The organism is Rhodococcus sp. NKCM2511 (assembly GCF_014905595.1).
GTDB classification, from domain to species: Bacteria; Actinomycetota; Actinomycetes; order Mycobacteriales; family Mycobacteriaceae; genus Rhodococcoides; species Rhodococcoides fascians.
This window is the reverse complement of record NZ_BNHJ02000001.1, coordinates 1282516-1301952: the sequence shown is the minus strand read 5'-3', so window position 1 is coordinate 1301952 and position 19437 is coordinate 1282516. Positions and strand designations below refer to the sequence as shown.

General features: G+C 64.2%; 18 protein-coding genes and 1 pseudogene. 11 read left to right on the top strand and 8 right to left on the bottom strand.

Annotated elements, in window-relative coordinates; genetic code table 11:
• Positions 1-13: 13 nt before the first annotated feature.
• From JLZ96_RS05840 to JLZ96_RS05830, 3 genes are all read right to left on the bottom strand, one after another.
• Positions 14-1033, bottom strand: a complete 1020-nt coding sequence (locus tag JLZ96_RS05840; protein WP_032364697.1) for a phosphotransferase family protein — start codon at positions 1031-1033, stop codon at positions 14-16.
• Positions 1030-2238 carry an acyl-CoA dehydrogenase family protein gene (locus tag JLZ96_RS05835; protein WP_032364698.1) on the bottom strand — a complete coding sequence of 403 codons (1209 nt, stop codon included), beginning with the start codon at positions 2236-2238 and terminating at the stop codon, positions 1030-1032. The genes JLZ96_RS05840 and JLZ96_RS05835 overlap by 4 nt, the downstream gene beginning before the upstream one ends.
• Before the next feature lie 82 nt (positions 2239-2320).
• Complete coding sequence (locus tag JLZ96_RS05830) at positions 2321-2950, bottom strand: TetR/AcrR family transcriptional regulator (protein WP_094718667.1); 630 nt, start codon at positions 2948-2950, stop codon at positions 2321-2323.
• 153 nt (positions 2951-3103) lie between these two features.
• Here JLZ96_RS05830 and JLZ96_RS05825 point away from each other — a divergent pair, with 153 nt between their 5' ends.
• The 4 genes from JLZ96_RS05825 to JLZ96_RS05810 all read left to right on the top strand — a co-directional run bounded on the left by JLZ96_RS05825 (position 3104) and on the right by JLZ96_RS05810 (position 7291).
• Positions 3104-4741 (top strand): class I adenylate-forming enzyme family protein, encoded by a 1638-nt coding sequence (locus JLZ96_RS05825; RefSeq protein WP_201009635.1) that lies wholly within the window; start codon positions 3104-3106, stop codon positions 4739-4741.
• A complete protein-coding gene (locus tag JLZ96_RS05820; protein WP_201009634.1) occupies positions 4738-6030 on the top strand; it encodes an MFS transporter in 1293 nt (430 codons plus the stop codon). Before JLZ96_RS05825 ends, JLZ96_RS05820 begins: the two co-directional genes overlap by 4 nt.
• Before the next feature lie 70 nt (positions 6031-6100).
• A complete protein-coding gene (locus JLZ96_RS05815; RefSeq protein ID WP_135046238.1) occupies positions 6101-6436 on the top strand; it encodes a DUF2834 domain-containing protein in 336 nt (111 codons plus the stop codon).
• 30 nt (positions 6437-6466) lie between these two features.
• Entirely contained in the window at positions 6467-7291 is an 825-nt protein-coding gene (locus JLZ96_RS05810) for a dienelactone hydrolase family protein (protein WP_032364700.1), read from the top strand.
• 41 nt (positions 7292-7332) lie between these two features.
• On the opposite strand, the gene JLZ96_RS05805 is transcribed toward JLZ96_RS05810, so the two are convergent.
• The gene (locus JLZ96_RS05805; RefSeq protein ID WP_201009633.1) at positions 7333-7698 is read right to left on the bottom strand and encodes a DUF1330 domain-containing protein; all 366 of its coding nucleotides are present in this window, start codon (positions 7696-7698) and stop codon (positions 7333-7335) included.
• 159 nt (positions 7699-7857) lie between these two features.
• On the opposite strand from JLZ96_RS05805, the gene JLZ96_RS05800 reads away from it, so the two are divergent.
• On the top strand, positions 7858-8757 hold the full coding sequence (locus JLZ96_RS05800; RefSeq protein WP_080966328.1) for a 3-hydroxyacyl-CoA dehydrogenase: 900 nt from the start codon (positions 7858-7860) through the stop codon (positions 8755-8757).
• Positions 8758-8870: 113 nt separating this feature from the next.
• Here the strand turns inward: JLZ96_RS05800 and JLZ96_RS05795 are convergent, their stop codons facing one another.
• The gene (locus JLZ96_RS05795) at positions 8871-10073 is read right to left on the bottom strand and encodes a helix-turn-helix domain-containing protein (RefSeq protein ID WP_201009632.1); all 1203 of its coding nucleotides are present in this window, start codon (positions 10071-10073) and stop codon (positions 8871-8873) included.
• A 128-nt stretch (positions 10074-10201) separates the two neighbouring features.
• On the opposite strand from JLZ96_RS05795, the gene JLZ96_RS05790 reads away from it, so the two are divergent.
• The 6 genes and pseudogenes from JLZ96_RS05790 (at position 10202) to dctA (ending at position 17369) form a co-directional block, all read left to right on the top strand.
• Positions 10202-11866 carry an FAD-binding dehydrogenase gene (locus JLZ96_RS05790; protein WP_201010671.1) on the top strand — a complete coding sequence of 555 codons (1665 nt, stop codon included), beginning with the start codon at positions 10202-10204 and terminating at the stop codon, positions 11864-11866.
• Positions 11867-11868: 2 nt separating this feature from the next.
• The gene (locus JLZ96_RS05785; protein WP_236254067.1) at positions 11869-12798 is read left to right on the top strand and encodes an MBL fold metallo-hydrolase; all 930 of its coding nucleotides are present in this window, start codon (positions 11869-11871) and stop codon (positions 12796-12798) included.
• A 114-nt stretch (positions 12799-12912) separates the two neighbouring features.
• Positions 12913-13959, top strand: coding sequence for an ABC transporter substrate-binding protein (locus JLZ96_RS05780; protein ID WP_027496182.1), 1047 nt, complete (start codon positions 12913-12915; stop codon positions 13957-13959).
• Between the two features lie 59 nt (positions 13960-14018).
• Positions 14019-15008: pseudogene (locus JLZ96_RS05775) on the top strand (FecCD family ABC transporter permease).
• Complete coding sequence (locus JLZ96_RS05770) at positions 15005-15784, top strand: ABC transporter ATP-binding protein (protein ID WP_201009631.1); 780 nt, start codon at positions 15005-15007, stop codon at positions 15782-15784. Before JLZ96_RS05775 ends, JLZ96_RS05770 begins: the two are co-directional and overlap by 4 nt.
• Positions 15785-15938: 154 nt before the next feature.
• The gene (gene dctA, locus JLZ96_RS05765) at positions 15939-17369 is read left to right on the top strand and encodes a C4-dicarboxylate transporter DctA (protein ID WP_201009630.1); all 1431 of its coding nucleotides are present in this window, start codon (positions 15939-15941) and stop codon (positions 17367-17369) included.
• On the opposite strand, the gene JLZ96_RS05760 is transcribed toward dctA, so the two are convergent.
• The 3 genes from JLZ96_RS05760 to JLZ96_RS05750 are packed head-to-tail and all read right to left on the bottom strand — an operon-like array spanning position 17291 to position 19409.
• Entirely contained in the window at positions 17291-18571 is a 1281-nt protein-coding gene (locus JLZ96_RS05760; RefSeq protein ID WP_080966330.1) for a PP2C family protein-serine/threonine phosphatase, read from the bottom strand. The two genes, dctA and JLZ96_RS05760, sit on opposite strands and share 79 nt — an antisense overlap.
• A gap of 17 nt (positions 18572-18588) precedes the next feature.
• Positions 18589-19023, bottom strand: a complete 435-nt coding sequence (locus tag JLZ96_RS05755) for an ATP-binding protein (RefSeq protein ID WP_032368860.1) — start codon at positions 19021-19023, stop codon at positions 18589-18591.
• Positions 19020-19409 carry an STAS domain-containing protein gene (locus tag JLZ96_RS05750; RefSeq protein ID WP_027496186.1) on the bottom strand — a complete coding sequence of 130 codons (390 nt, stop codon included), beginning with the start codon at positions 19407-19409 and terminating at the stop codon, positions 19020-19022. Before JLZ96_RS05750 ends, JLZ96_RS05755 begins: the two co-directional genes overlap by 4 nt.
• Between the last annotated feature and the right edge of the window lie 28 nt (positions 19410-19437).

Below are 19437 nucleotides of genomic sequence, written 5' to 3'. Positions count from 1 at the left end.
ACAGCTTCTGCGGTCAGCCCGCCGACAATGCTCGGAGGCCGGCCGCGATGAATTCTCCAGTTGCTTCGGCGGCGTTGCGTGCTCCGGCACCGGTATCGGAGCCCGACAGTGCGCGGTGGGTGATGCCCTCGCCGATCACACCGAGCTTGAAGTTGGCCAACGCCACGTAGAAGCCCCAGTTGTCCACCTCACGGCCCGATCGAACGGCGTACTGCTGCACCAGATCCGCCGCCGATGGGTAGCGGTCGCTCGTCCAGGCTGCGTCGGCACCGAGAACGGCATCGAACACGGGTTGCCGGTACACGCACATCAGCGCCACATCGGTCAACGGATCGCCGAGTGTGGACATCTCCCAGTCCACCACGGCTGCAACAGAACTTACGTCCTGGGCATCGAGAATCGTGTTGTCGACCCGGAAATCGCCGTGCACGATGGACGCCGCCGATCGGGTGGGCACCGCGGCTTCGAGGGCGCGGTGAAGTCGGTCGACGTCGGGTAGTTCCCGTGTCTTCACCGTCTGCCACTGACGCGCCCACGTGGCTACCTGTCGAGCAACGAAACCGTCGGGGCGACCGAACTTTTCGAGACCCACGGCCGCAGGATCGACGGCATGCAGCTCGGCGAGCACTCGCACCAATTCGGCGGCGTTGTCGGCGACCTGCTCGTCGGTCAGATCGCGCAGATCCTCGCGTGTGCGCACGACGCGCCCGGGAACGAAACGGACCACCGTCATCGGAGCACCGAGTACGGCACCTTCTCGGTCGAAGGCCACGGTCTCGGCCACCGGCACCGCGGTGGACGCGAGCGCGTCGGTCACTGCCCACTCCCTGGCCATGTCGTGCGCCGACGGGGTCAGGCCACTGGTCGGGGGCCGACGAACCACCCACGTCGAGGTGTCGTCGTACACCTTGTACGTCAGATTGGAGCGACCGCCGCTGATCATCTCGACCGTCAGCTCACCGTCGACATCGATGCCCTCGGCACGCAGGAATCGTTCCAGAGCAACGCGGTTCATGCCCGGTAGGTCACTCATGACTGCTCCTGTGCGGCGCGCTTCGCTGCCCCGACCGCTCGTTTTGCGATGGCCCAGCGATGCACTTCCGACGGGCCGTCGTAGACCCGGAACGGACGTACTTCGCGCGAAAGCCGTGCCAGTGGCAGGTCGTCCGATACCCCGAGCCCGCCGCACATCTGGATGCTGCGGTCCACGATGCGAAAGATGGCCTCGGCTGCGAACGTCTTGGCGATGGAGGTTTCGTTGCTCGCGTGGCCGCCGCGATCCAGCTCGAAGCAGGCCTTGATCAACAGGGCACGGGATGCGGCGATGTCGATCTCGTTGTCGGCGACCATCTTCTGGATCATGCCGAGATCGCCGAGCTTGCCGCCGAACCCTTCGCGCTTAGCCACCTGGGCGACGGCGATGTCGTGCGCCCGTCTGGAGGCTCCGAGCCACCGCATCACGTGGGTCATACGGGCGGGCCCCAATCGCACCTGGGCGTAGGCGAAGCCCTCGTCGACGGCCCCGAGAACGTTCTCGTCGGGCACGAAGACGTTCTCGAAGAACACCTCGCAGTGCCCGCCGATCATGGCTTTGTCCAGGGTGCCGATATGACGGCCGACCGTGATGCCCGGTGTGTCGGCCGGGGCGAGGAACATCGTGGCTCCGCCTCGGTCACCCGGCTTTCCGGATGTACGGGCCATGATGATGAAGAACCCTGCGCCGTCGGCTCCGGTGATGAACCACTTGTGTCCGTTGATCTTCCATCCGCCGTCGGTCCGTTCGGCCGCAGTGGTGAGGGCCGAGGGATCGGAGCCGGCACCCGGTGCCGGCTCGGTCATCGCGAATGCAGATCGTTGATCGCCGCGGGCGAGAGGGGCGAGGAATTGATCCTTCTGTGCCGGCGATGCGATGTGCGCCAGCATGTGGACGTTGCCCTCGTCGGGTGCACCGAGATTGAGTGCGATGGGGCCGAACAGGGAGTAGCCCGCTTCCTCGAACACCGGTGCGCGGTCGCTCATCGACAGACCGTGCCCGCCGTATTCGACGGGTGCGTGCGGTGCGAACACGCCCGCTTCCTTGGCTGCGGACTGCATCTCGACCCGGAGGCCGTCGCCGCCTGCGTCGGCGATATTGCCCAGAAACCGATCCTCGATCGGGAGCACGTATTCGCGAGTGAACGTCCGCGTTCGGTCGATCAGCTTCTCGACGTCTGCGTCGAAGGTAAGGTCGATGGCCATTCTGCACTCCCTGGTCGATACCGACCGAACACTCGCTCGGTCCCTTGAAGACTGGCATACACGCAGGTTCCGGTCAAGGAACTCATGTCCTCTGTGCAGTGCCTCTGCCGGTCGCGGCACCGACCGTTCGGCGTGCGATATCGAGGTACACCTCGACCAGTTCGGCCGGCGTCAGCGGGCCATCGGGTCGGTACCAGGTGGCCACTCCGATGCACATCGTGGTGACGGCCCGGCTAGCATCCGCGGGGTGCGGGGTGTCGAAGACCCCGGACTCGACTCCGTCGGTGACGATGGCGTCGAGCAGTCGTTGCTCTTCGTCGCGCTTGGCGATGTAGGCGGCGCGGTTGGCCGGCTCGAGACTGCGAATCTCGGTGGAGCACACGAACGCGGCATCGCGGCGATGGATATGGAACAGCAGCAAGGACTCCACGACCGCGTCGAATCGGTCCTTCGGCGACGAACCCGCCCCGTCCATGGCCGATCGAGTCCGGTGCAACAGTTCGTCCATCGACGCATTCATGATGCCGACCAGGAGGGCCTGCTTCGACGGAAAGTGGTGATACAGACCGGGAACCGACAAGCCGGCACCCGCGGCGATCTGCCGCACCGACGTGCCGTGGTAGCCCTGCTCGACGAAGATGCGCAAGGCCGACGCCAGCGCTGGGGACAGTGCCGCGCCCTCGTATGTTCGCCAGTCGCCGATCGAGGTCATGCGATCACCGTAGAGGGCGCAGCGAACTGGGCCGGGCGTTCGCACCGGGTTGACACCAAAGTTGTGATCCGCAACACTATCGAGACAGCAGACCGAACGAGTGTTCGGTCGGTCCGCATGGGCCGAAAGTCTGCTCGAGCGGAAGGGCCGTTCATGACCCTCGACAGCGCGACCGGGCCTGCAACTGTCCTCGACGCCTGGCGTAGCCGAGTCGCCGACACCCCGGACCGGCCGGCGCTGGCGTACTTCGACGCCGTGCTCACGGTGCGCGAGGTGGACGAGGCGTCCGATGCACTTGCCGCCGCACTGTTCGATCGAGGAGTGTCACAGGGCGATCGCGTCGGCATCTATCTGCAGAACATTCCGCAGTACGCCTTGACGTTCCTCGCGCTGTGGAAGATCGGGGCGGTCGCGTTGATCCTCAACCCGATGTACCGCAACCGTGAACTTCGCACCTTGATCGACGATGCAGAACCTGTCGCGCTCGTCTGCGACGAACACGATCTCGATTCTGTGGGGGCGACGTTGCGCGGCAGTTCGATTCGACTGCTCGTGAGCACCAGCGGACTGGACCTGCAGACACGCGACGACCCACGAGTCTTTGCGTCGACGTCACGCGTGACACCCCGGCCCGACGACGATCTGATGGGTCTGATCGACCGCTACCGTGGTCGATCTTTCCCCGAATTCGATCCCAGGCCGGACGATCTCGCGCTACTGGCCTACACGTCAGGAACCACGGGTCCGCCGAAAGGCGCGCAGATCTCGCACGCGAACGCCTTCGCGACTGCCCTCGATTTCGGGGAACGGGCCGGTCTCGACGACGGCGACGTCGTGTTTGCCGTCGCGCCGCTGTTTCACATCACCGGCGCAATGCTCGACGCAGCGGTGGCCCTGATCCGCGACTGCATGCTCGTGTTCGCGCATCGTTTCGACGCGGCAGTCACTCTCGACGCTGTCGTCGAGCATCGTGTCACCTACACCATCGGTTCGATCACGGTGTTCAACGCGATCTCCGCAACCGAGGGTGCGACGAGGGCCCACTTCGAGTCGGTGAAGGCGTTGTATTCCGGAGGCGCACCTATTCCGCCCGCCACCGTCGCCGCGTTCGAGTCCCAATTCGGTTGCTACATCCACAACGCATACGGGATGACCGAAACCACGGCGGGAGTCATTGCCGTGCCACCCGGCGTGCGCGCGCCGGTGGACGCGGCCAGCGGTTCACTGTCCGTCGGGTTGCCTCTTCCGCGCGTGACGTTACGAACGCTCGACCCATCGGGGGAGCCGACGGCCGCGGGAATCGCAGGGGAACTGGAGATCTCGGGTCCGCAGGTGGTGTCGGGCTACTGGCGCAATCCGGACGCGTCCGAGTCGACGATGCCAGAGGGACGTCTGCGCACAGGCGACGTGGCAATCATCGACGAACACGGCTGGGTGTATCTCGTCGACCGACTCAAGGATCAGATCAACGTGTCGGGATACAAGGTCTGGCCCAGGGAAGTCGAGGACACCCTCTACGAACATTCAGCGGTGTTCGAGGCCGCTGTGGTGGGCAGGCCGGATGACTATCAAGGGGAATCGGTGGTGGCGTACGTGTCACTCCGGCGCGACGCCACCACGACGCCGGATGAACTGATGGCCTTCGCGCGTGAACGACTGGCCGCGTACAAGCGTCCGAAATCCATCCACATCATCGACGAACTTCCCAAAACCCAGACCGGGAAGATTCGACGTGCAGCACTCAAACCTGTTCCTGTGAAAGATAATTCGATCGAAAGTGGCACTCCATGACTGTCGGATCATCGCACGACACCCGCTCGGCACCGGATATTTCCTCACGGAAGAAATCGTTGTTCGCCAGCACGATAGGCAACGTACTCGAATGGTACGAGTGGAGTGCCTATGCAGTGTTCGCGCCGTTCATCGCGGCGGCCATGTTCAGCCAGGCCGATCCTGTCTCGGCATTGCTGTCCACGCTTGCGGTGTTCGCCGTCGGATTCCTGATGCGGCCCCTCGGCGGCATCGTGTTCGGACGAATCGCGGACAAGAAGGGCCGTAAGTTCGTCCTTGTCACCACGATGCTGATGATGGCAACCGGCAGCTTGCTGATCGGCATCATGCCCACCTACGGTGCGATCGGGGCCTGGGCCTCGGTACTGCTGTTGCTCGCACGCGTCATGCAGGGTTTCGCGCACGGCGGCGAGTCGGCGACGGCGTATTCCTACGTCGGCGAGATCGCACCACCGAACCGACGTGGCATGTGGGGCAGCGTCGCGTTCGTCGCCATCTTCGGTGGATCGGCTCTCGCATACACAGTGGGTGGCGTCATCACCTCCACCCTGTCGGATTCTGCTGTCGGGCAATGGGGTTGGCGCATCCCCTTCCTCCTCGGCGCGCTCCTCGCTCTGTTCGCTCTCTACCTGCGCAAGAACATGGACGAGAGCGAGGTGTTCGACTCGGAGCAGAACAAGGTCGAACAAGAACGGATCGCGCGTAAGACCGTCGTCAAAGCGATCGTGTTGATGATCGGAATGACGTCGGGAATCACGGCGGCGCACTACACCTGGACCTCCTACGTGTCGACGTTCGCCATCACGCAGCGCGGGATGAACCCGGACACCGCCTACTGGATGCTCGTCGTCGCGCAGTTGATAGCGCTGGTGTCGCTACCGTTCTTCGGTCGCCTTTCGGATTCGATCGGTCGGCGGCCGATGCTGGCGGCATTCGCCGTGCTGATGTTCGTGCTGCAGATCCCGCTGACGATGCTGATCTCGACGCAGTGGTGGTCATTGCTGCTGCCGTCGACGGTGGCCCTGCTCGTCATCGCCGTCCCGGCCTCGATTCTGTCGTCGACGTTGTCGGAGAGCTTTCCCACCCGACTCCGCACGCAGGCAATCGGATTCGCCTACTCGTTCTCGGTTGCGGTGTTCGGCGGAACGGCACCGTATCTCAACCAGCTGTTCCTCGGGTTGGATCTGGGCTGGGTCTTCGGCGTGTACATCATGTTCCTCGCTGCCCTGACCGGAGTCGCCTGCTTCTACATGAAGGAGACCAAGGGCATCCGGCTCGAGGACGTCTGACTCGGACCGACCGACTCGGTCGAGTCGAACGACACGCCGGTGGTGTTGCGCGGTGCTCTACGTTGAGGTCATGAGAACCGCAGACGCCACTCGTCGACGCCTCCTGCTGCTGCTGACCGTCATCGGCTTCGTCGTCCCCAATGCCTACGTCGTCGGCTACTTTCGCGAGCACGGGGTGAGCGCGGGCAGCGCAGCGAAGTTCTTCTCCGAATGGGTGGCGTCCACGCCGACGCGAGCCTTGACCGCCGATCTCGGTATCACCAGTATCGCTTTCGGGATCTGGTCCAGAGGGGATGCGAAAGATCACGGCGTCAAACATTGGTGGCTGGTTCCCGTCGGTACCGGCTCGGTGGGAATTTGCTTCGCGCTTCCGCTGTACCTGTTGCTGCGTGAGTATTCGCAGTGATGTCGCCGATCGAGAAAGAGGACCGCTTCGATGACAGATGACGCCCTTGCCGACTTCGAGCGAACCGAGTTCACCGCAGACGGGCGCACGGCGCCTGTCTATCGAATCGGCACCGGGCCGGCGGTCATCGTGATGTCCGAAATGCCGGGCATCACGCCGAGAGTGGCGGATTTCGCGCGCACCGTCGCCGGGATCGGATGCACCGCGATCGTGCCGCACCTGTTCGGCGTCGACGGTAAAGATCCTTCGACCGCGCCCCTGGGCGTGCTCGGGACGGTGGCAACGATCTCTCGCGCCATCGTGCCGGCGTGTATCAGTCGAGAATTCACCATCCTGGCCACCGGCAAGTCGTCGCGAGTCGTGGTGTGGCTGCGTGCTCTGGCGGCCGAGGAACACGAGCGGTGCGGCGGACCGGGCGTCGGTGCCATCGGAATGTGCTTCACGGGCGGGTTCGCCCTGGCCATGGCCGCCGACGATCGATTGATCGCACCGGTGCTGTCGCAACCGTCACTTCCGTTCGCGGCATCGAAGTCACGCAGTCGTTCCATCGACATCAGTGCCGGCGACCTTTCGAAGGTGAAAAGCCGTTGTGCTGCGGGAGATCTCACTGTTCTCGGTATGCGGTTCCAGGGCGACACGATGTGTCCCCCTGCACGGTTCGAGTTTCTGAGGGAACAACTCGGCGACGCATTCGTCTCCGTGGAATTGCCCGACTCCTCGTTCAATCCGGAAGCCTTCGGACCGCCGCACTCCGTCGTGACGGAAGGACTCATCGACGAGCCGGGTCAGCCGACGCGGCAGGCACTGGACCAGGTACTCGATCTGTTCCGCAGTAAGTTGCTCGCAACGCCGTGAAGCCCCGCGGCGCGAACACGATGCGAAGCCGAAGGTCGAATTCACGACCACGGAATCGTGGCCTGCAGAACCGCCTCCTTCAGCGCGGCGGTCCGTAACGCCGTCACCGTCTGATATTCGGGATCGGCCACCATCTCGCTGAACGCCTTACGTGACGGGTACTGGACCAGGAGTACTGCATCCCAGGCCTGCCCGTCCTCCGCGGCAAGTGCGGTCGAACCGTCGCCCGCGTACAGCACCGTCGCGCCGTAGCGCGGGAGGAAAGTCTCGTCCAGTGCTTTCGCATATTCTGCGTAGGAGTCGCGACCACCCTCGGCGAACCGAAGCAGGTTGAGCATCACCACCGGACCGCCGGGATCTTCTTCGAGGTAGCGCTTCAGGTCTATTCCGCGGGGATCGACAGCCATAGTTCGAGTATGCGTGAGCCGTCGATCCTGTGGAGTGCACAGCGCCGTTGTCGGTCGAGTCGATCCGCTGTCGGCCCCCACGAGACGGTGGCTCCGCGCTCAGCGGTAGAACTGGGGGAGCGGGAAACCAGTAACTCGATAAAGGGAAGTGTGTCGTCAATGTCCGATGTTGAGAACGTGACCGTATTCGGAACCGGAGTGCTCGGTTCACAGATCATGATGCAGGCTGCCTACCACGGAAAAACCGTTGTGGGATACGACATTTCCGACGAACTTCTGGCCAAGCTGCCGGACCGCTGGGAATGGATGCGCGGATACTACAAGCGTGACCTGAAGACTTTCGACGAGGCGCGCTTCGACAAGGCCATCGAATCCATCACGACCACCACCAGCGTCGCGGAGGCTGTTTCGGACGCCGACCTGGTGATCGAAGCAGTTCCGGAGGATCTCGACCTGAAGAAGAAGGTCTGGTCGGATATCGGCGCGTCCGCCCCGCCGAAAACTATCTTCGTGACCAACTCGTCGTCGCTACTGCCCAGCAGTTTCGCCGAGGCCACCGGGCGGCCGGAAAAGTTTCTCGCATTGCACTTCGCCAACCTCGTGTGGCGATACAACACCGGTGAAGTGATGGCAACTGCTGCAACAGATCCTGTCTACTTCGATGTCGTCCTGAGCTTTGCTTCGGAGATCGGTCTCGTTCCCGTTCCGGTCCGAAAGGAAATTCCTGGATACGTGCTGAACAGTCTTCTGATCCCGCTGCTGCAGGCGGGAGCCAACCTCTACGTCGGCGGGGTTGCCAATCCGGCGGACATCGACAACGTGTGGCGCATAGCCACCGGGGCACCCGCCGGTCCGTTCCAGATATACGACACTGTCGGCTTCAACGTCGCAGCACATATCGCGCGCGCACACGGTGGCGAGGATCAGGTCAAATTTGCCGACATACTGCAAAAGGGTATCGACGCGGGAAAGACCGGTCTCGGGGACGGTGAAGGCTTTTACACGTACGACTCCGACGGCAAGCGACTCGATGCTGTCGAGTCGTGGAACATCAACTGAATCACTCGATCCCGCCTGTCGGTGATCCTGGGATCGACGACCCGGGCTCGAGTAATCGGTCATGGGCGCATGTGCGCATGACCACCGGCGACGCCGAATTCAGCCGAGCCGGGTCAACCGAGTTGGCGTAGTTGTATCGCGGTGTCCAGCGCCAACCGATGCCACGCCGAACGCGGATCCCGTCCGGTCAGTTCCTGAGCCCGGCGCAGTCGATAGCGCAAAGTCTGCGGGTGCACCTGCAGTCGGGCGGCTGCAGCCGTTGCTGTGCCGGTGGAGATGAAGGCCGAAAGACCCAGCAGGATATGCTCGTTCGCTGCCTCGGTCAGCGGGCCGAGCACGCTACGCACCACCTCGCTCGTGTCGGCGGTCGGGCGCGCTGTCAACAGTGCCAACAGCTGACCGTCGCCCTGATCGAGCAGTGCCCGGCCGTCGAACGCGTGATCCGGTGCGGTCTCGAGCGCTTCCGAGGCGAGTCGCCACGAACTGCTGATATCGGTAACGGTCGATCTCTCCACGAGGCATCCGCGCAGCCGCAGATCCCGACACGCGAGGTCGACCTCGGCGCGATGGATCGACGGCGGCAGCAGCGCGATCGCGCGTTGTTCGCGCCGAGTGCACAAGTGCGTCCGTTGATCCGCCGTTGTGGTGCGGTCCGGAGGGACGAGGCCCATCGCAAGCACCAGAGACTCGACGGTGTCGTCGGACATGGGTCGGCCCGGATCGGTGGACTGCACCACGAGCAGGTTCGGGTGCGTGGGCAGCTTCAGGTCTAGTTCGCGAGTACGGTCCGACACCGTCCCGGGTGAGTTGTGTCTGGCAGCCAGCAAGTCGTCGAGCAACGCGGCGTGCGCCTGCGCACGGTTGGACGTGAGCTGTTCGCGCGCAATGACATACGCACCGATGATCTCCTCGGATATGGCGTCGATCGCGTCGAGCACGCCCAGGCCGAGTTCGGCGATGTCCGGCGGGTCGAGTACTTCCAGATGCTCCGTTGTCACGTGCCGAACGAACACGCTCGACGCGACTCGATACGCGCGCAGCACATCGGCCAGCGGCCGCCCGTCTGCCGCGCGTGCGGAACCTATGGCTCGGAATCTCTTGTGGTCGCGGTCGTCGATCGTCCGATCGCCGTGCGCCCACAGGGGCATCAGCCGCCTCAGTGACCAATACGCGATGGCCTCGACATCGGCCAATTGTGGACCCTGCAGTGACTGGTAGACCGGGATCGCGTCGCGAATCGCGTGTACTGCGGATGCGACGACGGGGCCCAGATCCGATTCGATCTTCGCGACCACGGCGACCCGCGCCGGGTACATCGATCTACCTCGCACTCTTTATCAGCACCTGATAAATCCTATACTCATTCGACTCGATTTCCTTGAGTTCCGACGCCGACGACAGCACAGTCGAGGGAGACACCCGGGTCGAGCAGAAGAGTGGGGCAATGGACGCAGACGTGATCGTGGTGGGGGCCGGCTTGGCCGGACTGGTGGCAACCGCCGAACTGGCCGACGCGGGAAAGCGCGTGCTGCTCCTCGACCAGGAACCCGAGCAGAACCTGGGTGGTCAGGCCTTCTGGTCCCTCGGCGGACTGTTCATGGTCGACACGCCCGAACAGCGTCGAATGGGCATCAAGGATTCTGCGGAGCTGGCGTGGCAGGACTGGCTCGGCACAGCGACGTTCGATCGCGGCATCGACGACCCTGCAGGGGAAGACTACTGGGGTCATCGGTGGGCCAGGGCATACCTCGATTTCGCGGCAGGTGAGAAGCGGTCGTGGCTCCACGCTCAGGGAATGCGATGGGTCCCCATCGTCGGATGGGCCGAGCGCGGCGGCTACCTGGCCGAGGGGCACGGAAATTCGGTTCCGCGATTCCACCTGACGTGGGGCACCGGGCCGGGTGTCGTCGCGCCGTTCGAGCGCCGCGTACGTGAGGCTGCCGACAAAGGACTGGTGCGTTTCGGTTTTCGGCATCGGGTCGACGGATTTGTCGTCGACGGGGGAGCGGTGGTCGGAGTTCGCGGTGCGATGCTCGAAGCCAGTGCAGCGGAGCGAGGGGCAGGAAGTACCCGCGTCGAAGTGGGTGAGTTCGAGCTCCGCGCCGGTGCCGTGCTGGTGACGGCAGGTGGAATCGGGGCAAATCACGATCTGGTGCGCGAGAATTGGCCGGCGCGGCTCGGGACGCCGCCGAAGTCGTTGATCTCCGGAGTGCCGGAACACGTCGACGGCCGAATGCTCGGCATCACCGAAAAGGCCGGCGGCCGCCTGGTCAACAAGGACCGAATGTGGCACTACACCGAAGGCATCAAGAACTGGAATCCGATCTGGAAGAACCACGGCATCAGAATCATTCCGGGCCCGTCGTCGATGTGGTTCGATGCCCGCGGGCAACGGTTTCCGGTTCCGAACTTCCCCGGATTCGATACGCTGGGAACGCTGAAAGCGATCCAGGACAGCGGTTTCGAGTACTCGTGGTTCGTATTGACCCAGAAGATCATCGAGAAGGAATTCGCGTTGTCCGGGTCGGAACAGAACCCGGACATCACCGGCAAGAACCTCAAGCTCGTTCTCGGGCGGGTATTGCCCGGTGCCAGCGAACCGGTGGAGGCATTCAAGAAGAACGGCGAGGACTTCGTCGTCGCCGATTCTCTCGAAGAATTGGTCCAGGGCATGAACCGAATCACCGGCGAGGACTTGATCGACGGTGTCGACCTCAGGCGTCAGATCGAGTCGCGAGACCGTGAGGTGGACAATCCTTTCACCAAGGATCTGCAGATCTCTGCCATTCACAATTCCCGGCGCTCGCGCGGTGAACGCATCGCGCGGACCGCTGCACTTCACAAGATTCTCGATCCCAAGTCGGGTCCGCTGATCGCGGTGCGGTTGAACATCATCACTCGAAAGACGTTGGGCGGCATTCAAACCGATCTCGACGGTCGCGTTCTCGACTCGATGGGCACTGCCGTCGAGGGGCTGTGGGCTGCCGGTGAGATCGCCGGATTCGGCGGCGGCGGTGTGCACGGCTACCGGTCCTTGGAAGGAACCTTCCTCGGTGGATGCATCTTCGGCGGACGACAGGCAGGGCGAGCCCTGGCGGCGCAGGCGTGAGAGTGCCGCGTTCGCTCGGTAGACCCCCACTGCCCGATGCGGCCGAGATCGCCACCACAGCATCGGCGAATCCCCGATCCCCGGTGTCGGTCTCGTTTCTCGGGGTGAGCACAGTGCTGTTCGACGACGGCGAGTCGGCGATCCTGACCGACGGTTTCTTCTCGCGTCCGTCCCTGCCGAAAACCCTTCTGCTGCCGCTACGTTCGGACGGCCCGAGAATCGACAGTGCGTTGCGTAGGGCGGGCATCGGGACGCTCGACGCGGTGGTGTGCGCGCATTCTCATTTCGATCATGCCCTCGACTCCGCAGCGGTGGCACTGCGCACCGGCGCTGCCCTGGTCGGTGGTGCTTCGACGGCACAGATCGGGCGGGGCGCGCGGATGCCCGAGGGTCGCATCACCGTCGTCGCCGACGGTTCCGCGGTCGAACTGGGTCATTTCACTGTCACGTTCGTCGAGTCGGTTCACTCGTATCCGGACCGAGCTCACGGGACGATCGACCGGCCACTGCGGCAGCCTGCTCGGGTGCGAGCGTTCCGGTGCGGTGAGGCGTGGTCGATGGCAGTCGAGCACCGTCCGAGCGGCAGGCGGGCTCTCGTCCACAGCAGCGCCGGGTTCCGAGCGGGCATGCTCGACGGCCTTTCCGCCGAGGTGGTGTACCTGTCCATCGGTCAGCTGGGGCGCCGAACACGCGAGTACATCGGCGAGTATTGGCGGGAGACGGTGTTGTCGGTGGGGGCTCGGCGCGTCGTGCTGACGCATTGGGACGACTTCTTCCGGCCCCTCGACAGGCCGTTGCGGCCGCTGCCCTACGCCTTCGACGACATGCGCACCTCGCTCGACGTATTGACCGCCTGTGCACGCAGAGATGGGGTCGACCTGCAGTTGCCGACGCTGTGGCGGCGTGCGGACCCCTGGGCAGACATGGTCTGAGGCACCGAACGGGAGCGACCGAAATGCGCGGCGGTCGTCGAGCAAGATAGGGCAGGGTATCCTCTCCTCTTGTTCGTCCTCCCGCTCAGTACGTCGAGAAAGTTCGGTCACCCCGTGAAAAAAGGTACGAGGCGCGTCGCTGCCCTCTCGTCGCTGGTTCTTGCTGCAGGTCTGATCACCGCATGTGGTGAGTCCGAGGAGGTGTCGCAGACCGCGGCCACGGGCGGCGACGGCAAGACCGTCTACCCGCTCGTACTCGACAATTGTGGCCAGTCGGTGACCGTCGACGCTCCGCCGCAGCGAGTGGTGTCTCTCGATCAGGATTCCACCGAGATCCTGCTGTCGCTCGGTCTGCAGGATCGCATGGTCGGGACAGCGTCGTGGACGGATCCGATCCGCGAGAATCTCGCCGAGGCGAACGCATCCGTTCCGCGGTTGGCAGACAACGCGCCGACCTACGAGGTGGTGCTCGACACCGACCCGGATTTCGTCACCGCGTCGTTCGGCCGCCATTACAAGCAGGGCGGTGTCGCAGACCGTAGCCGCTTCGCCGAATCGAACATCGAGACGTATCTCGCACCCACCGACTGTGACAACGGCCTGAGCGTCAACGGTGGCAATCCCCGGACGACCCCGTTGACCATGGACGCGCTGTATCAGACCATTCGCGAAACGGCCGAGGTGTTCGACGTCCAGGAACGCGGTGAGAGCTTGATCAGCGAACTGCAAGGCCGTCTGGACGCGGCCACATCGGGCAACGACAAGACCGGTGAGAGCATCGCGTTCTGGTTCGCAGACACCAAGAGCCCGTACTTCGCCGGCCGCTCCGGAGCGCCTGCCCTCCTCGCCGATCAGGTCGGTGCCACCAACGTCTACTCCGATCTGCAGGACGACTGGGAAGCGGTCGGGTGGGAAACAGTGGTGGACCGCGATCCGTCCGTACTGGTGCTCGGAGACCTACTCCGCAATCGCTTCCCCGGGGACAAGCTGGAGGACAAGATTGCGTTCCTCGAATCGGACCCGGTCACCAGCACGATGGACGCGGTGAAGAACAAGCGGTACATCTCGCTGCACGGCGCCGAGATGAACCCCTCGATTCGGCTGGTCGACGCCGTCGAGAAGCTGACCGCAGGCCTGAACCAGATCGGGCCTCGGTCCTGAGCGCCACCACGGCCGAGCCGAGCGTCTCGGCGAAACGACAGATCGGCCTGCCCGCCGTCATGATCGGCGGGGTTCTCCTTCTGGTCGTCTCCGTGGCGATCGCGATGACGCTCGGGCCGGCCCAGATCTCGCTGGTCAACGTGCGTGACGTCGTGCTCAACCACCTGGGACTGGCGGACATCCCCGTCCGGGTGTCCAAGAACGCGATCGTGTGGGAAGAACGGCTCCCACGCAGCCTCGTGGCAGCTGCATGCGGCAGCGGCCTCGGGATCTGCGGGGTCATCATGCAGTCGCTGCTCCGCAATCCGCTCGCCGACCCGTTCGTGCTCGGCATCAGTTCCGGCGCGTCCACAGGCGCGGTGCTGGTCGGGATCCTCTGAGTCGGTGGGGCCGCGCTCGGACTGTCCGGTGGCGCGTTCATCGGGGCACTGGTGGCATTCGGACTGGTGCTGCTGCTCGCTCAACTCTCCGGCGGCAACAACGACCGCGTGATTCTGGCCGGAGTGGCGTCGACCCAGTTGTTCTCGGCATTGACGTCGTTGGTGATCTTCGCGTTCGCCGATTCCGACGAGACCCGCGGCGTCATGTTCTGGCTGCTGGGCTCGCTCGAGGGTGTTCGCTGGGACGACGTGATTCTGTGCGCCGCAGTCGTCGCGGTCGGGACAGCCGTCTGCTTCTACTACGCATTCGTGCTCGACGCGTTCTCGTTCGGCAACGAGGTCGCGTCCTCACTGGGCATCCCGGTACGCAAGGCTCGCATCGCACTTCTGGTCGTGACCGCCCTCATCACGGCCACCTTGGTGAGTGTGGCAGGGGCGATCGGATTCCTCGGGCTCGTGTTACCGCATGCAGCGCGGTTCCTCGTCGGCTCGAGGCACGGTCGGCTCGTTCCGGTCACGGCGTTGATCGGAGCGGTCTTCATGGTCTGGGTGGACGCGGTGTCGCGCGTCGCGTTCGCGCCGACGCCGCTGCCGGTCGGCGTGGGTACCGCACTGGTGGGCGTCCCGGCATTCATCGCCATCCTGTCCAGACGGAAGAAGGCGTCATGACACTCTCGGCAACCGATGTCACGTGGCGTCGAGGCGGTGCGCTGGTCGTCGACGGGGTGTCCCTCGAGCCCGGCCCGGGCGATACCGTCGGGCTGCTCGGGCCCAACGGATCCGGCAAGTCCTCGCTGCTGCAGCTGATGAACGGTGCCGTCAGGCCGACGTCGGGTGTGGTGACCCTCGACGGAACCGAGCTGTCCGCGATGCGTCGCAAGGACGTCGCGAAGATCGTGGCCGTGGTGAGTCAGCACGCCGACACCGACTTCGACATCACCGTCGCCGACGTCGTACGGCTCGGCCGCATTCCCCATCGAGGAGCGTTCGGCGGAGACGCAGCTGCAGATGCGGCGGCCGTGGATTCTGCACTGCGGCACACGGGTCTGGCAGGAAAGGCCCATTGCCTGTGGCATCAGCTGTCCGGCGGAGAACGGCAGCGCGCGCAGATCGCGCGCGCCCTGGCTCAGGAGCCGCGGGAACTGCTGCTCGACGAACCGACCAACCATCTCGACATCCATCATCAGCTCGAATTGCTGGCGTTGGTCGCACGGTTACCCATCACGAGCGTCATCGCACTGCACGATCTGAACCTGGCGGCGATGTTCTGCACGCAACTCGTGGTGTTGTCCGAGGGCCGGGTGGTGGCAGCAGGCGCACCCGCCGACGTGCTCACCGAGGAGTTGATCGCGCGGGTGTACCGCGTGCGTGCCCATGTGACCCTCGATGGACCGAACAACAGTCCGTCGATCCGATTCGAGCCCGGCCTCGGGGTGCACGTGTAACTCGACCTGCCGATCGAGTCGACTGGTTTCACCATCGACCATCACCGTCAACATCGACGAAACATTTCTCGCGCACGATGGTCGCGCCGAAACATGGTGCGATGCGACGGAGGTGTCGCCGAGCACGACGGAAACTCGATCGAACGGTGAGCGCATGACAGAACGACCGACCGCAACGGACCGGGAAGCCGAACCCGATGTACGCCGAAAGCCTTGGTATGCATCGCTTTTCGTGCAGTTACTGATCGGCATAGTCGGAGGCATTGCGATCGGGTGGCTCTGGCCGGGCCTGGGTGCGGACCTCAAGCCACTGGCCGACGGCTTCATCAAGCTCATCAAGATGCTGATCGCCCCGATCATCTTCTGCACCGTCGTCATCGGCATCGCCCATGTGGGCGACCTCAAGTCCGTCGGCCGCATCGGCGTCAAGGCCCTGGTCTACTTCGAGCTGATCACGACGTTCGCGCTCGTGTTCGGTCTGGTGGTCGGCAACATCGTCAAGCCGGGCTCCGGGTTCTCCATCGACCCGCAGACCTTGGCCACCGGTGCCGAGGCCGTCGACCAGAAGACCGGCAGCGGCGAGTTGCCGCACACCGTGGACTTCTTGCTGAACATCATTCCGACCTCCGTGGTGTCGGCATTCGCGGAGAACGCGCTACTGCAGGTGCTGTTCTTCGCCGTGCTGTTCGGCTTGGCCTTGGCGAAGTTCGGTGAGAAGGGCCCGCCGATCGTGCTCGAACTCGTCGATCACATCAGCCACATCTTCTTCACGATCATCGGTTGGATCATGCGCCTGGCACCCATCGGTGCCTTCGGGGCGATGGCATACATCGTCGGCCAGTATGGCATTTCGTCGCTCGGTAGCTACGGGAAACTGATCGCGTGCTGCTACCTGGCTGCCGTGTTGTTCATTCTCGTTCTCACGGCCGTCGCGCGGTACTTCGCCGGAGTCAACCTCTGGAAGTTCTTGCGGTACATCAAGGACGAGTTGTTCCTCGCCCTCGGAACGGCGTCGACGGAGGTGGTACTGCCGCGCATCATGGTCAAGCTGACCGAGGCAGGGTGCTCCCGCACGACCACCGGTCTGGTGGTTCCGACGGGATATTCGTTCAACCTCGACGGAGCAACCCTCTATCTGTCGATCTGCATTCTCTTTCTCGCGCAGGCTCTCGGCGTCGACCTGACACTCGGAGAGCAGATCGCTGCGGTGTTGATCCTGATGCTGACCTCCAAAGGCATGGCCGGAGTACCGGGGTCGTCGTTCCTCGCATTGTCGGCGACCGTTGCGGCCATCGGGCACGGGTCCATCCCGGTTGCGGCCGTGGCGTTGCTGCTCGGTGCCGACCGGATCATGGACTCCATGCGAGTATCGGTGAACCTTCTCGGCAACTGCGTCGCGACATTCGTCGTGGCGAACTGGGAGGGCCAACTCGACAAAGACCGAATGCGCAGAGTGCTCGACGGTGAGGAGGTACCGCCGTTGGAGGCGATCGAGGAGTCGAAGGACTACGAACCGGTCGGATCGGAGCCGGAATCGGTATCGATCGGGGGAACCTCGAAGGCGAGCAACGCCACGTCGTCCTGAAGTCCGTCACCGAACGAGGCCAACAATTCGGTCAGATCGTCGACGATCTTTGCCGCGGAGGTCCGGCCTCGTTCGGCGGCGAATGCGCGCAGACTGCCGTCGTCGTCGAAACGAGTTCGGCCCGGGCCGACGATCGCCTCGGTCAGCCCGTCGGTGTAGAACGCCAACACGTCACCGGGCTGCATCGTCACCGTCGCCGAGGCGAAGTGCGGTTCGGTGAGGGCTCCGACCAACTGCCCCCCGGTGGTGTCCACGAATTCGACGACGCCGTCGTGCGCGATACGAAGAGCCGGCGGGTGGCCTCCGCTGGCGAGGTGCACCACGGCACCGTCGGGTCCCGGCGCGACGGTACCGAAGACCACGGTGCAGAAACGCGGATCGTCGCCGTGAAACTCGTGGTGGAGCACCGTGTTGAGGTTCTCGAGTACGGCGATCGGATCCCGATCGAAGACCGCTGCGGCCCGCAGCGTGTATCGAGTCAGGGACGTGACGGCAGCCGCGCCCGCTCCTTTTCCGCTCACGTCGCCGAGGAAGAAACCCCACGTCGCGTTGTCGAGGGGAAACACGTCGTAGAAGTCGCCGCCCACTTCGTCGATGGACGCGGGGTGGTAATGGGCCGCCACCTGCATGCCCGTCGGCGCGGACAGGATCGGCGGCAACAGTGTGCGTTGCAGAGTCGACGCCAGAATCTGTACCTGAGTCTTCTCTGCTTCCGCCAACTTGCGGGCTTCCTCCGACGCGCCCAATGCATCCTGAGATCGGTCGAGAGCTGCTTCGGCGTCGTCCTGAGCTGCCTCGGCATATATCCGCGCATCCATCAGGTGCTGCTCGCGGACTCGGCGCTCGGTCTCGTTGTGCAGCGTCATGGTCACCGTCGTCGCACCGGACACCGCTCGCAAACTGTTGGCGAGCATCGACACCGCCGTCTGCGAGCCCGATGCGGGTGCGCCGGTGAGTTGCGCCGTCACTCCGATGGGCGAGTCGGAGTCGGACGACGTGGCTGCCGCGAGCAGTTCGCGCAAAACCGGTGCGAACTCGGGGCTGAAAAGATCCGTGACTGCGGTGCCGACCAGATCGTCCCGACTCAGTGCCGTGATGCGAGCGGCCGCCGCGTTGGCGTAAAGGATGTCGCCGGACGCAACGTCGATCGAAAAAACCCCGCACGGTGCGGAGTCGAGTAGTTCGGCAGCCGAGGCGGTCATGGCTTCTCCTACCAAGATTACGAGGGGCGGCCGGTTGATTCGGCCGTGACTGGGTTCCGCCACACTGCGGTGACCACGGTGCCCAGACCTGGACGGTGGTCGACGGTGAGGTCGTCGGACACTGCCTCGGCGAGCTGAAGCCCGTGGCTTCGTGTGGTCGTCGGTGCCGGCGGACGCCACGTGCCGGTGTCCGAGACGGTGACGGTCAGCGTCTCGCGTTCGTACGCTGCGGTGATCGTCATCGTCCCCGGTTCGGGCGCGGAGCTGTAGGCGTGTTCGACGACGTTGGCCAGGGCTTCGTAGGCCCCGAGAGCGATGTCGTCCACGAGGGTCCGATGCACGCCCAGGTCGAGCGCCCAACCCTGGAGTCGGCGCCGAGCGGCGCTGGCAGCGGCAGCCTCAGCGGTCGCAGTGTGACTCCATCGACTGGCGGGCTGCGAGTGGGACGTCATCGGCCACCCTCACTGTCGACCGCGCTCGACTGCACATGCGCCACAGCCTCGGGAACGGTGGTGAACGTGGCCATCACCCGGTCGATTCCGCTGAGCTGAACCGGGCGAACGACCACCCCGTCGACGGCGACCAGTGCCATTCGCGACGATTCGGGCAGCCGGTCGGACACTCGGACCAACACGGTGATGGCGCTCGACGACAGAAAGCTCACATCGGTCATGTCGACCACCAGTCCGCGTTCCGCGGCGTCGGCCGCAGGGAACGCAGCGGCGGACAAGTGGGGAATCGTATCCAGGTCGAGTTCGCCTCTGACTGTGATGACGGTTGTCGCGTCGTGCACATCCGAAACGATCTCGAACTGTCCTCCGGTCGGGTCGTCAGACATACGGCCGAGGTTACCTGTCATCGTGTCC